Raw genomic sequence first — 12,859 nt, 5'->3', positions numbered from 1 at the left:
GGCATGACCTGACGCTGACAGCGCCCTGACTATCTTGCCGGCATCGACATGAGCAGGTGCCCCCATGAGCAAGCGAATCGAACTTGAGTTTTCACGCAAGTACAACCACGAACATGCCCAACAGTATTTGCAAAAGCATAAGGACAATCTGTCCCGTCGCCTGTCTCATTGGCGCGATGAGCAATTGGCGCGTACTGCTTTGCATCGTGCGGGTGATCCCGGGCTAGTGCTTGACCTGCCTTGCGGTGCCGGGCGCTTCTGGCCGCTATTGGCTGAGAAATCGAACCGCATGATCATTGGCGCTGACAATTCGGCAGACATGCTGAAGACCGCTTGTGCTGCTCAACGAGCAGAAGTGGTGAAAAGGGTACAACCCTTGCAGACATCTGCTTTTGACATCGATCTACCCGACAACGCCGTAGACAGCATTTTCTGCATGCGGTTGCTGCACCATGTCGGTCAGGCCGATCATCGGCTCGCTCTACTAAAGGAGTTTCAGCGTGTTACACGTGACAGCGTGATCATTTCACTTTGGGTCGATGGCAATTTCAAAGCGTGGAAACGCAAGCGCCTCGATCAAAAGCGCCAAGCGAAAAGTGGGCAGGATAGTTACCAGAATCGCTTTGTGTTACCGGCTGCTACCGTTGAGGCCGAGTTTGAACAGGCTGGATTCCGTATCCAGGATCGCCTGGATTTTCTACCGATGTATGCCATGTGGCGTGTGTACTTATTGCGTAAGAGGTAAACAAGATGGGCGTACAAGTCGCTATGGAGCCCACAATCTCAAAGGAAGAGCGTTTTGATTCCTTCTGGACGCAGCGTGGCGAATGGGTTGAAGAACCTAACCGGCGTAGGGGCGGTGAGAGCGGTGTGCAACGGCTAATTGCCGATGATGGCCAGCTTATTTATATCAAACGACAGGTTGGGCATACCTATCGCAGCTGGCTGCATCCATTCGGGCGTCCGACGGTATTGCGCGAGCGCGATGCGATTCAGGGCTTGAGCGGACTTGATGTAAACGTGCCCAAGCTGATTTTCTGTGGCGCGCAGCGTGATAAAAGCCATGAGTGGCGTGCGCTTCTGGTGACTGCGGCCCTGGACGGTTTTGTGGAGATCGAAGACTGGTACGCCGCGGGTGGGCGAGAGCACCATGGCGAGGCGTTGCATGATCAACTGCTCCATGAACTGGCAGGTAACCTGGCGCGTATGCATAAAGGCCGCTGGCAGCACAGCTGTCTTTATATAAAACACGTATTCGTACGCGTTGTCGGCGAAGGTGATAACGCTAAAGCTGAAGTCGCGTTGCTTGATCTGGAGAAGTGCCGACGCCGTTTGACCGCTGTGGCTGCCGCCCGTCATGACCTCAAGCAGCTACGTCGCCATTCGTCGTTCACTTCAACGGATTGGCAGAAGTTGGTCTATTTTTATCAGGCAGCGTTTGGCAGCGCTATCAAGGGCTTAGACTGATGAAACTAGAACTGGCACGAGGTTTATTTATTCTGGGTGCGTTGGCGGTGACCTCCGCTGCAATGGCCGCCTGGGTACAGCCGGGAACACAGATTTTGAGCGCTCTACATGGCGAAGGGCATTGCCCGCTGCCTCGGATCGCAAAAGCTCCCGACCTGGTGAGTCCAAGTCACGACTTGCTGTTATTGATGTTTGGGTTGGCTCAAGGCTCGGGCAGCGGGCGCTAGCCATTTGCGTTTACTGCTCCACTGACTGAAGGCCCCTGTGATGGGGCCTCGTTGCATGTGGGCTTTAGATCAAGCTCAGCGCAGACCAGATTGCTTCAAACCAGATGCAGATGGTTGTCCCAAAGTCCGGCAGGCAGATCCAGAGGCTTTGCGAGCAGCTCGTTTTGACGACAGTCGTAAAAACGGCAACGGCCTTGTCCGGAGGTCACCACAAATCCATCCGTTACCGCGCCAACACCGGCGCAGTCGGGCAGGGCAGCGTCGAGGCGGACTGCGCCGCTGTCCAGATCCCAGATGAAAAACCGATTGCCTCGGGGCGCGGTAAGGGCCACCAGACGCAATTCGCTGTGTACAGCAACGCTGGCGGTGTAATGCCCCATCGAAGCCAGTTGCTGTTCGCTTACAGGAAACGCAACAAACGGCTGGCCCGGGCGTTTGATCGCCAGCAGCTCCGAGGACTCCTGGGCGTCTCCCATGAATTGCTGACCCGAGACGATGGTGCCGTCGCTGGCGATACCCAGGTGACGAACACTGTTCATGGATTGCGCCAGGGTTTCCTTGCTTAGTAGCGTGCCGTCGCGCTGCATCAATACCAGGCTTGGCTGCATGGCGTTCAGATTCATTTCGACGCGGCTTTCCGCTTCAGTCCGGATCCCGCCATTGGCCACCACCAATGTTTCGCCATCAGGCATCCAGGACACCTGATGCGGGCCAATACCATGGGTGGAGATTTCCCCTGTATGCACCAGACGCTCGTCCACAAACCGATACACGCCGAGTACACCGCGCCCAGGGTCGGTGGTGTCATTCTCGGTGGTGTAGAGCCATTCGCCGCTGCTGTGGATGACTGCATGGCCGTAGAAATGCCGATCAGGTTGCGAGTGGATCGTCTGTAGCAGACGTCCATCATTCAGGTCGATCAGATAACTTTCAGTGCCCGGTCTACGGGCGACGAATAGCGCCAGATTCAGCGTTGGATGATTGATGATGTCGTGGCAGCGTTCGCCGACCCGGGTTGCGAACACTTGTTGACCATCCAGACGATAACCCACGGCGTAGTGCTGGCCGTCGCCATCATCGCGAGCTGACAGCAGCAGCGGGCTTTTGCCTTTCTGTCGAAACAGCGTCCAGCCGCCCAGGGTGCAGGCACTGAGCAGCAAACTTCCGAGTGCCAAAGCCTGGCGTCGCAACATCATCTTTATCTCCCGGTCAGTCGCCGTCGTTGGCGTTGAAGCCCAGCTGGATGCCCAGAGCCTTGGCCAGTTCGCCTTCATGCAGGCGGTGTACGACGTTGAGGCTGTCGTAGAAGGCATTTAACTGCTGACGACCCTCTTCACTGGCCAGCAAGTCGACGAGGGGCGGCTTGAGGTCCGACAGCAGTTTGCGACTGGCAGCGTAAGCAGCGTCGATCTTGTCTGCCAGCGGTTTCTGCTCGGCGGGCAACAGACCACGCAAGCCTTTGTTGTCGACCCCGGCCCATACCGTCTGGGCGCTGGCCAGGCTCGCTTCCAGGCTGCTCAGGGATGACTGGCTACGCCATGCGTCCGCCTGGAATGGTTGTGGCTGACCTTTGCTCTGACGACCCAGCGGTGTGCCGAGCTTTTTCTTCAGCGTGTCCAGTGCGGTGACTTGCACGCGCAGCAACTCGGCGATGGCCTCGTGAGAGTCTGCGTAGCGCTGGTTGGGGAATTTACTCAATTGCGCGAGCATGCCGTCGTTGCTGTTCCAGCGGCTGAGGATCTCTTCGGCGAGGGCTTTCTGGCGCTCACCAATCGCCATCAGCAACGGGCAATAACGGGCTTTTTGCTCGGCGTTGGCCATGTCGATGGCAGCGTCGAACAGGATGTATTCATAAGCGGACAAGCCTTGAACGACCACGCTGGATTTGGCCAACGCATCGGGGGTGATCTGCGGTTGGGCGGTCACCAGTTGTTCCACCTGACGGCCGACCAGATTTTTCTTGTCCGGCCAGAACTGCACCTGCCATGAACGATTGCCCTCGGCCAGTGGCCCGATCAGCAATGGCTGCAGCTCGGCCCATGCCTTCTGGGCATAGAGGAAGTCAGCGCGGGCAGTGGCCAGATCAGTCTTGCCTTCGCAGAACGCCAAAGCGCTTGTCGCCAACTTGCGATCAGCATCAACCCAGCGGCTGTAGGTCGGCAGGATCACTTGCTTGGCAATCGCTGCCGAAGTGACCGCTTGCGGGTCCGAAGGCGCGCAGGCACCCAAGGCGAGCGCGGCAAGGCTGGTGAAGAGCAACTTGGGACGGAACATGTCCGGCTCCTTATAGTTTTTAAATGAAAGAAGTCATAACGAATTCAGGAACGCCAGCAATGCTGCGCGTTGCTCGGCATCGAACGCCAATACCTGACGCTGCGCGGCCTGAGCTTCACCGCCGTGCCACAGCACCGCTTCGAGCAGATCGCGGGCGCGTCCATCGTGTAAAAACTGAGTGTGGCCGCTGACGGTCTGCGTCAGACCTATGCCCCACAGAGGCGGCGTGCGCCATTCGCGCCCGGTCGCCTGAAATTCGGTGCGATTGTCAGCCAACTCGGCGCCCATGTCATGCAATAACAGGTCGCTGTAAGGACGTATCACCTGATTGGCGAGTTCCGGCTCGGCAGCATCATGGCGTGTCTTGAACTGCGGTGTATGGCATTGCTGGCAGCCAGCCTCGTAAAACAGATTCTTGCCGGCCAATACCTGCGGGTTTTCAATATTACGACGGGCAGGAACTCCCAGGTTGCGACTGTAGAACAGCACCAGCCGCAGGATATTGTCGCTGACCTCGGGCTCGCCATCCGGCCCATTGCCGTTAGGGGCCGCAAGGCAGTCGGTCTGTGTGGGCGTGCAGTCATCGAAATTGCGCAGGCTGGTGGTCAACCCCATGTCGCCTGAAAACGCGTGCACGTTTTGTTGGTTTAGATTGGGCTGCCCGGCCTTCCAGCCAAAACGGCCCAAGGCGACGGTCTGTTGCTCATCGTCCCACACCCAGTTCGGGCGACCGGAGATGCCGTCGCCGTCTTTGTCATCTGTATCGGCATTGGCCAGAATCGCTGCATCGGGAATCGCCTCCAGCAGCCCCAGGCCAATCATTGGAGGTGCGACACGCACCGAAGCGCGGGTTTCAGGGTGCATCGGGCCGTAGCCCAGATGAGTGATGCTCAAGGTCGGCTTGCGCAGTTCGACCAAAGTGCCATCGCGGAACCTGACTGGCATGGGCTCGTACTCGATGCGCACTCGACCCTCTGGCTCAACACCCGGCACCGCCATGTCCTGCAACTGTCCGCCATAGACAGGTTCGGGCAGCACGCCATTCTTCTTGATCAGTTCAGCTTGCGCCGGATCATCCGGGATCGACAGGCGCACCAGCATCGAAACGGCATTGACATCATCCTGCTCGGGAGGATGACCGCGACCGTCCTTGATGTGGCAGTTCTGGCACGCATTAGTGTTGAACAATGGCCCCAGACCGTCGCGGGCCGTTGTGGTGGAAGGTGCAATCACCCAAGGGCTGCGGAAGAAGCTGTTACCCACGCTGAAGTCCAGACGACGCACCGGAGACAGATTCGCCGACGGCATCGAAAACGCATTCACGTCCCGCTTGTTCACCGTCGCCTTGCCACCCGCCAGTGCTTCACCCGGCTCAGCCTGGGTGAAACGCGGGGCGTCATCGCATGCGCCCATCATCAGAGCACTGAGCAACACAACAAAGGGACGCAACCGCGTAGCCATAACCATCCTGCAACAAGCCCGAAATCAGGGCGTGCAAGCTTAACAGCCTCGTCGTTTTTGAATAAGAGGGATTATCGTTTGCCTTGGTGGGTGCAATGTGTTGTTACGAAATCGTTGGTCATGCAGCTTTATCCAGTTTGGTTCCGAAGCTATTTTCTTCCCGAAAATATTCAGAAGGACTTTTCCCGGCCCTTAGACTTTACGCATTGCTTTGCTTTGTTCGAGCAATTTATCGCTGGGCTGCTCTTTTCTCCGATTGAGGCTTGGTCCGGGCGGAAATTATCGAAAATTATTCAGACTTTCATCTGGTTTGAACGTCGCGGAAGGGGCAACAATGGCTTTCAGGACTGAGTGCCTGAGGTGCCTTGGCCGGTAAAGATATCGCTTTCAGGATTTAGGACTTTGTCCAGAAAACTTTGGGCATCCGTATTACCTTCAGCCGTGTTGGTTTTGTAGTTGAAGTCCTGGTCTATCCAGTCCTGAAGCCTGGTTTCATAGTCGCTGGGGTATTGCGACTGCTCAATGGCTGGCAGCCCTTTGTAGTGATCAAGAACCGAGGTGTAAAAATCAGTCAGCTTGCCTGTCGCGCTGTACTCCGCGCTTCCTTGGGCCACGACTTGCTGGCGCCATACTCGCTCCTGACGGTAAGACTCCAGCCAGGCTGATTTTTTTTCGTTGACGGTGAAATCACTACTTTCGTCATAGGCGATGACAGAAAGCTGTTCTCGTGACATGCCAGCGAACGGGTTTTTTCCGCTGCCATTGAGGAATTGGGTCGCGCTTTTTGCGCGCTCCAGACGATCTGGATCGTCGCTGTCAGGAGTTTCCGCATTGTGCCGAGCTTTATTGGCGTCGTAGCTGCTGCCAACCAGTTGCTCGGTCAGTTGTCCGGCTTTCTCACCCAGTTCTTTGCGGCTGAGACTTTTGTCTCTTGCTTCTGCACGAGCAGAGGCTTCACTCAACTGGCGCGCCAGTGAGGACAGTGAGCTCGTATCGTTTGTAGTTCCGACCGTGCTCGCCAGCGAGTCGGTCGCCGTTGAGGGCACTGACAGGCTTTGGCTGACTTGAGTGCCGGACACCTTGATATTCGGGGTCGAGGGAGTGCTGGTGTTGATTGAGCTGACCAAATCTGATCTCCATATCTTGAAAAATCCAGGTTCACCTCTGTCTATCGGCCACTCATCCGGGAGCTGAAACGCCTAACGTTTATCAGACGGTGACGGGTCGTGCGGAGCACGGTCGGTTTCCGGAACTGCACAAATTTTTCCCCGGCAACGGGCACCGCCATCAGGATGAGGCAGCCACGCTAAATGCGGCCGCCAGCGGCAAAAGAGACGATAAGCAATGTTAAACATCGGCCTGGCGAGCCTCCATGATAACGGTGCAGCCCATGCACCCAGGCCCGCTGCTCGCCAACTCCAGAGCGTAGCGTCCAGGCCAGTGACCCATGTTCCATCGTCAAACCTGGCGTGCAACGATGACTCCATTTGCGCAAGCGTGTATCCCACAGAGCCGGTATCAAACGCTTCATCACTGATATCAACAAAACGAAGCCGATCCGGTGCCGCACGCGAACGCAGGATCTTGATTTCTCGAGCGCAGAGTGGGCATTCACCGTCAAAATAGAGCGTCAGTGGCCACTTTGTTGTCTCGTACATTGATGAGGGGTCCCGTATCGGTTTTCCACACAGTATTCCCAAACCTCCAGGCCGACAATGGGCACTTCAGTATCCCGCTCCAGCTTCAGAGATAATTAACAACCAAAAAAAATGCCAGTCAGCAAAGCCAACTGGCATTTCATTTACCCATTTCAAACGTTCAAAAACAAACGTTCAGAGCTCGCTGATCAGAACTCGTGATCGGCGTTGTCCGGGTTCAGGTCGGTGATGCCGAGCTTGCCAGCGGCTTGCTCGATGGCACCGGTCTGCTTGACCAGGGCGGCGATGGCGTCGCGAACGATCTGGTTGCCTTCGGTGTTGCCCGCAGCGATCAACTGGTCGAAGTGCTGACCTTTGTTGGCTTGATCGACGAGGACTTGCAGTTTTGCCTGAGTGGCGTCCAGGTCGGCGCGCAGGGTCGCGTCGGCGGCTGGATCGGCTTTGGCTACCAGGGAAGACAGGCTTGGACCGCTGACCTTGGTGCCGTCTGTACGGGTGTATTCGCCCAGGTAAACGTTGCGGATGCCTTTACCGTTGTAGAAGTGCGAGTTGTGGGTGTTGTCGCTGAAGCAGTCGTGCTCGTCTTCGCTGGAGTTGGCTTCCAGCGCGACTTTCATGCGCTCGCCAGCCAGTTCGCCGAGGGACAGGCTGCCCATGCCGAAGAGCATTTTACGCAGGCCGCTTTCGCCGCTTTCGGCTTCCAGGCTGGCGCGATAGTTGTCGGCAACGCCCGGCTTCCAGTTGTTGACCATTTCTTCCAGATCGCTGACCAGCAGGTCAGTCACTGCGGTCAGGTAAGCGCGACGACGATCGTTATGACCACCGGTACCGCCTGCACCTTCGATGTAGTCAGAGGCTGGACGCTCGCCAGCGCCTGCTTCGTTACCGTGCAGGTCCTGGCCCCATAGCAGGAACTCGATGGCGTGGTAGCCGGTTGCAACGTTGGCTTCGGAACCGCCCAGCTCGTTCAGGCTGGCCAGTTTCTCAGGGGTGATTTCTTTCACGTCGACCTTGTCTTCGCCGACCTGAACTTCGGTGTTGGCGATGATGTTGGCGGTTGCACCCGGGTTGCCCAGCGCGTGTTGGTAATCCTTGGCGACGTAGTCGATCAGGCCTTCATCCAGGGGCCAGGCGTTAACCTGACCTTCCCAGTCGTCGATGATCGTGTTGCCGAAGCGGAATACTTCGGTCTGCATGTACGGCACGCGAGCGGCAACCCAGGCGTCGCGCGCAGCCTTGAGGGTCTTGTCGTTCGGGGTGGCGAGGAAGTCCTTGATCGCAGTCTGCAGCGTTTTGGCACTCGATTCAGCATCGCTGAACGCGGCGTAAACCATGTTGCTGTAGTTGGCGACTACGGCCTTGGCAGCGGCGTCACTGGATTGTGCAGCAGCCGGTGCCGAAGCAGTCGCTTCAGGCGCTGGTGCAGCTGCAGGCGCTGGAGCCGGTGCGGAAGCGGTGGCTGGTGCTGCAGCTTTTTTCTCATCGCCACAGCCGGCGAGAGAAATAGCGATGGCCAGCAGACTAGCGGTTGCCAATGGCATACGAATCATGACGGAATCCTGCGTCTAGAGGGTTCAAGGCGCCAGGCGCCCAAAAAAAGCTGCAACATAATGCGAAAGATTTGCATTCGGTGTAAAGGCCTATTGCCTTTGATGAGAGATGAGTCTGGATGTGGTTGTAACAAAGAGTGTCGAGTGTTCTGCAATCCCGTAGGACCGGCTTTAGCCGGGAGGGCAGTATCTCCGGCGAAGGATATCTGGCGATTGCTCCAAAGCCCTCCCGGCTGAAGCCGGTCCTACAAGGTTATTGGTCGGCGGTAAATCTACGAAACCTCCGCATTACTGCGTTGTGCCTGTCTCAGATACGCCAGCAATTCCCGAGCCGGGAGCGGCTTGCTGTACAGGTAGCCCTGACCCTCATGGCAGCCTTCGGAAATGATGTAGGCCTCCTGCTCGGTGGTCTCCACGCCCTCGGCGATCACCTGCATACCCAGACTTTTCCCCAGCTGGATAATGGCGCGCACGATGGTTGCGTCGTCATCGTCATCGATCAGGTCTTGCACGAAGCTTTTGTCGATCTTGATCTTGTCCAGTGGCAGGCTCTTGAGATAACTCAGGGACGAATAGCCGGTCCCGAAGTCATCAATGGCGATCAGCGCACCTGAGCGGCGCAGGCTGAGCAGATGCTGCGCGGCGGTGGTGATGTCTTCCATCAAGCCGGTTTCGGTGACTTCCAGTTCCAGGCTGCGTGGCGGCAGGCGGTAGATCTGCATCAGGTTGTTGACCACCCGTGGCAGTTCGGTGTGGTGCAGCTGGACGGTCGAAAGGTTGACCGCCATGCGCAAATCCGTGAATCCCTGATCGTGCCATTCGCGCAATTGGCGGCAAGCCTGGTCAAGCACCCATTCACCAATCGTAATGATGGAGCCGTTCTGTTCTGCCAGCGGAATGAATTGGTCTGGCGGCACCAGGCCGTGTTCCGGGTGCTGCCAACGGATCAGGGCCTCGACGCCCACCACGCGATTCTCGCGATAGCTGATCTGCGGCTGATAGACCAGAAACAGCTGGTTGCGGGGCAGGGCGTCGCGCAGGTCTTTTTCCAGCTCCCGGCGGCGACGCATTTCGCAGTCGACGCTGGCGATATAAAACTGATATCGGTTGCGCGAGCGCGACTTGGCCAGCGTCATGGTCTGTTCGGCTTTCTGCAGCAGCTTTTCAGTGCTGTCACCGTCTTCCGGGAAGAGCGTGATGCCGATGGTGGCGCGCAGACGAATTTCCTGGTCACCGAGGGCAAACGGCGCTTCCAGATCATCAAGGATGTTCTGTGCCAGCTCTGCGGCTTCATAAGGCTGCTCAATATCAGCCTGCACCATGGCGAACTGGTCGCCGCCCAGCCGCGCCAGCGCGCCAAGCCGACCGCTGTGGCCCCGCAACCGGTCTGCCAGCGCCAGCAACAATTGGTCGCCAGTCTGGTAGCTGAATTGTTCGTTGATGCTCTTGAAGTCATCCAGCCCGACGCACAACACAGCAACCCGGCGTTGAAGACGTCCGGCATCCACCAGAATCTTGTCCAGTTGCTGTTGCAATTGCTGGCGGTTGGGCAGGCCGGTGAGGAAGTCATACTGAGCCATGCGCAGCAGGCTGATTTCAGCTTCGTGGCGCAAGTGCGTATTGCGTTCGATGGAAGCCAGCAACTGGTTGGCTGTATTGACCCAGATGCCCAGTTCGTTTTTCTCGTGGCCCTTGAGCAGCGGAAGCTGGTGTTCGCTGGGGCGATCGGGGTTGATGTTGGTCAGGTGTTCGATGATGCGCGACAGTGGCTTGGTCAGCAGCCAGTGATAGACCAGATACAACACCAGGCCCATCGCCAATGCGCGTAGCACCCCGGAGATGAAAATAATCACGGCATTGATGATGAAACCTTCGCCATAGGTGGCTGTGTCCATCGTGATGCGCAGGTCGCCGTAGTACTCGCTGTAAGGGCTGCGGCCGACCAGTTGAGTAGTGAAGCTGCGCTCCTTGCCAAGAATCAGGTCGGTCAGCCAGCGCGTTGAAGTGGCTTTCAGGGGGCGCTCTTTTTCAGCGAGCAAGGTTTCATTCGGATGGCCAATGGATGCCAGCCGCACCGCATTGTCCTGAAACAGACCTTCAATGACCTGCATGCCCATTTCCCGGTCCAGGCTGTATACGGCCTGAGTCGACGGGTCACGGAACATGTCCAGGATCCTTTCTGCATCGCTCGCTACGGCCTGGCGAGTCTTGTACGCGTCGTAGACGATCTGCGCACAACTCAACACAACGCCTACGACCAGTGCGGAGAGCAGCACCACGCGCAGAAGCTTTACTGACAGGCTGTTTTTGAGTTCCAGCTTCAAATGGCTATTCCTTAATCCGTGCCGGGTGCGTCAAGCCTTTGCAACCGTCAAAAAACAGTGGAACCAGAGCGAGATCGCTAAACGGCGATTCCTCTCCTCTTCACCTGCTCTCTTGCTCCATCCCGACCTCATCATAAAGTCAGGCATTCTCACTGTGTCGGACAAAAACCTTTGAAACTTGAACAGAATTGTAAAAACCCCAGCGGATGATATTAGTCCGCTATCGTCGGCTGACAAGACATTAAGCACATTTCATGGATGAAAAAAAACCCGGCAATGCCGGGTTTTTTGACTGGATCTGAAATCAGGCAGCGAATTGCTTCGCTACGAAGTCCCAGTTAACCAGGTTCCAGAATGCTTCAACGTACTTTGGACGCAGGTTGCGGTAGTCGATGTAGTAGGCGTGTTCCCATACATCGCAGGTCAGCAGCGGGGTGTCGCCGCTGGTCATTGGGTTGCCTGCGCCGATGGTGCTGGCCAGAGCCAGGGAACCGTCAGGTTTTTTCACCAACCAGCCCCAGCCGGAACCGAAGGTGCCGATAGAGGTTTTGCTGAATTCTTCTTTGAACTTGTCGAACGAGCCGAAAGCCGCGTTGATAGCGTCAGCCAGTGCGCCAGTAGGTTCGCCGCCAGCGTTTGGTGCCAGGCATTCCCAGTAGAACGTGTGGTTCCAGACTTGAGCGGCGTTGTTGAAGATGCCACCCGAAGAAGTCTTGATGATTTCTTCCAGGGTTTTGCCTTCGAACTCGGTGCCTGGCACCAGGTTGTTCAGGTTCACCACGTAGGTGTTGTGGTGCTTGTCGTGGTGATATTCCAGTGTCTCTGCGGAAATGTGCGGTACCAGAGCATCTTTGGCGTACGGCAGCGGCGGCAATTCAAAAGCCATGGTTTATCTCCTAATCAGGTCAGTTGCGGTGAGCGCAAGGCCGATCACGGGCGGCCAGACAGAACATGCACCGGCGAGTTTGTACTCTTTGCGGCGCAGGGTCAGGATCATAGCACCGGGTCTGCCCGTTAACCACGCAACAACTGTGTGGGATAGAGGTTCCAGAGGATTTACCGAAAGGAAATGTTCTGTTTTTGGCAATCGCCCGTGGCCACAATCTCCTTGGCCAATAGCGGTTCTGTTGGAGCGAGGCTTGCCCGCGAATCAGTCAATGAGGTGAGTCAGGTAAACCGGGTTATCGTTCTTCGCGGGCAAGCCTCGCTCCAACAGAGAACACAAACTCTGTGTTCTGGATTTACGCAGCCCTGATCAACTGCACCGCAACGCTGAACATCATCACCGCGACCATCAGGTCCAGCAGTCGCCAGGTAGCCGGGCGCGCCAGCCAGGGGGCCAGCCATGCTGCGCCGAGCGCCAGAGTGCTGAACCACAACAGTGACGCACTGGCTGCGCCCACCACATAAGCCTCCGGCACACTTTGCTGAGCGCCAAGGGAGCCGACCAGCAACACCGTATCGAGATAAACATGGGGGTTGAGCAGGGTCACTGCCAAGGCGCTGAGCAGGACTGCCCGGCGCGAGCGCAGGCCTACGACTTCACTCTTTTCCAGGCTCTGGCTGGAGCAGGCCCGGCGTAACGCAAGGCTGCCGTACCAGAGCAAAAATACAACGCCGCCCCAACGAGCAATCGCCAGCAAGGTCGGGTTTTGCGCCAACAAATTGGCCAGGCCAAACACACCGGCTGCAATCAGGATCGCATCGCAGACAATACACACCATCGCTACCGGCAAATGATGTTCACGCCTCAGGCTCTGCGCCAGAACAAAAGCATTCTGAGTACCGATCGCCATGATCAAACCGCCCGCCACCAGCAGGCCGTTGAGATAACTTTGCCACATGAAAAATATGCTCCACGCACTGAATAATCTGTCTGTCCGACAGGTTTGTGTGGC

12 protein-coding genes are annotated in these 12,859 nt (G+C 57.0%); 3 read left to right on the top strand and 9 right to left on the bottom strand.

Translation table 11 applies throughout. The features are described 5' to 3' along the window. Positions 1-64 precede the first annotated feature (64 nt). The 3 genes from AO242_RS25735 to AO242_RS29880 are packed head-to-tail and all read left to right on the top strand — an operon-like array spanning position 65 to position 1,694. Entirely contained in the window at positions 65-745 is a 681-nt protein-coding gene (locus tag AO242_RS25735; RefSeq protein ID WP_099270909.1) for a class I SAM-dependent methyltransferase, read from the top strand. A gap of 5 nt (positions 746-750) precedes the next feature. Continuing rightward, a complete protein-coding gene (locus tag AO242_RS25730; protein WP_099270908.1) occupies positions 751-1,467 on the top strand; it encodes a lipopolysaccharide kinase InaA family protein in 717 nt (238 codons plus the stop codon). Further along, a complete protein-coding gene (locus AO242_RS29880; protein ID WP_099270907.1) occupies positions 1,467-1,694 on the top strand; it encodes a hypothetical protein in 228 nt (75 codons plus the stop codon). Before AO242_RS25730 ends, AO242_RS29880 begins: the two co-directional genes overlap by 1 nt. A 95-nt stretch (positions 1,695-1,789) precedes the next feature. Here the strand turns inward: AO242_RS29880 and AO242_RS25720 are convergent, their stop codons facing one another. The 9 genes from AO242_RS25720 to AO242_RS25675 all read right to left on the bottom strand — a co-directional run bounded on the left by AO242_RS25720 (position 1,790) and on the right by AO242_RS25675 (position 12,805). After that, a complete protein-coding gene (locus AO242_RS25720) occupies positions 1,790-2,887 on the bottom strand; it encodes a DUF1513 domain-containing protein (RefSeq protein WP_099271029.1) in 1,098 nt (365 codons plus the stop codon). A gap of 16 nt (positions 2,888-2,903) precedes the next feature. Continuing rightward, on the bottom strand, positions 2,904-3,968 hold the full coding sequence (locus AO242_RS25715; RefSeq protein WP_099270906.1) for an imelysin family protein: 1,065 nt from the start codon (positions 3,966-3,968) through the stop codon (positions 2,904-2,906). A gap of 33 nt (positions 3,969-4,001) precedes the next feature. After that, a complete protein-coding gene (locus AO242_RS25710; protein WP_099270905.1) occupies positions 4,002-5,429 on the bottom strand; it encodes a di-heme oxidoreductase family protein in 1,428 nt (475 codons plus the stop codon). 341 nt (positions 5,430-5,770) lie between these two features. Next, positions 5,771-6,556, bottom strand: a complete 786-nt coding sequence (locus tag AO242_RS25700) for a hypothetical protein (protein WP_257153509.1) — start codon at positions 6,554-6,556, stop codon at positions 5,771-5,773. A gap of 72 nt (positions 6,557-6,628) precedes the next feature. Next, complete coding sequence (locus AO242_RS25695; protein WP_099270903.1) at positions 6,629-7,087, bottom strand: thiol-disulfide oxidoreductase DCC family protein; 459 nt, start codon at positions 7,085-7,087, stop codon at positions 6,629-6,631. Positions 7,088-7,275: 188 nt separating this feature from the next. Next, positions 7,276-8,637 (bottom strand): imelysin family protein, encoded by a 1,362-nt coding sequence (locus tag AO242_RS25690; protein ID WP_027900291.1) that lies wholly within the window; start codon positions 8,635-8,637, stop codon positions 7,276-7,278. A 272-nt stretch (positions 8,638-8,909) separates the two neighbouring features. Next, complete coding sequence (locus AO242_RS25685; RefSeq protein ID WP_099270902.1) at positions 8,910-10,961, bottom strand: putative bifunctional diguanylate cyclase/phosphodiesterase; 2,052 nt, start codon at positions 10,959-10,961, stop codon at positions 8,910-8,912. 304 nt (positions 10,962-11,265) lie between these two features. Beyond that, complete coding sequence (locus tag AO242_RS25680) at positions 11,266-11,847, bottom strand: superoxide dismutase (RefSeq protein ID WP_027900293.1); 582 nt, start codon at positions 11,845-11,847, stop codon at positions 11,266-11,268. Between the two features lie 355 nt (positions 11,848-12,202). Beyond that, positions 12,203-12,805 (bottom strand): LysE/ArgO family amino acid transporter, encoded by a 603-nt coding sequence (locus AO242_RS25675; RefSeq protein ID WP_095096260.1) that lies wholly within the window; start codon positions 12,803-12,805, stop codon positions 12,203-12,205. Positions 12,806-12,859: the final 54 nt, after the last annotated feature.

It is taken from the genome of Pseudomonas sp. ICMP 561, assembly GCF_002699985.1.
GTDB lineage: Bacteria > Pseudomonadota > Gammaproteobacteria > Pseudomonadales > Pseudomonadaceae > Aquipseudomonas > Aquipseudomonas quasicaspiana.
The sequence above is the reverse complement of the archived record's forward strand: the minus strand, read 5'-3'. Positions and strand labels throughout refer to the sequence as shown.

Coding starts and splice junctions, on each gene's coding strand:
- AO242_RS25735 (WP_099270909.1), top strand. CDS start 65: ATGAGCAAGCGAATCGAACTTGAGTTTTCACGCAAGTACAACCACGAA.
- AO242_RS25730 (WP_099270908.1), top strand. CDS start 751: ATGGGCGTACAAGTCGCTATGGAGCCCACAATCTCAAAGGAAGAGCGT.
- AO242_RS29880 (WP_099270907.1), top strand. CDS start 1,467: ATGAAACTAGAACTGGCACGAGGTTTATTTATTCTGGGTGCGTTGGCG.
- AO242_RS25720 (WP_099271029.1), bottom strand. CDS start 2,887: ATGTTGCGACGCCAGGCTTTGGCACTCGGAAGTTTGCTGCTCAGTGCC.
- AO242_RS25715 (WP_099270906.1), bottom strand. CDS start 3,968: ATGTTCCGTCCCAAGTTGCTCTTCACCAGCCTTGCCGCGCTCGCCTTG.
- AO242_RS25710 (WP_099270905.1), bottom strand. CDS start 5,429: ATGGCTACGCGGTTGCGTCCCTTTGTTGTGTTGCTCAGTGCTCTGATG.
- AO242_RS25695 (WP_099270903.1), bottom strand. CDS start 7,087: ATGTACGAGACAACAAAGTGGCCACTGACGCTCTATTTTGACGGTGAA.
- AO242_RS25690 (WP_027900291.1), bottom strand. CDS start 8,637: ATGATTCGTATGCCATTGGCAACCGCTAGTCTGCTGGCCATCGCTATT.
- AO242_RS25680 (WP_027900293.1), bottom strand. CDS start 11,847: ATGGCTTTTGAATTGCCGCCGCTGCCGTACGCCAAAGATGCTCTGGTA.
- AO242_RS25675 (WP_095096260.1), bottom strand. CDS start 12,805: ATGTGGCAAAGTTATCTCAACGGCCTGCTGGTGGCGGGCGGTTTGATC.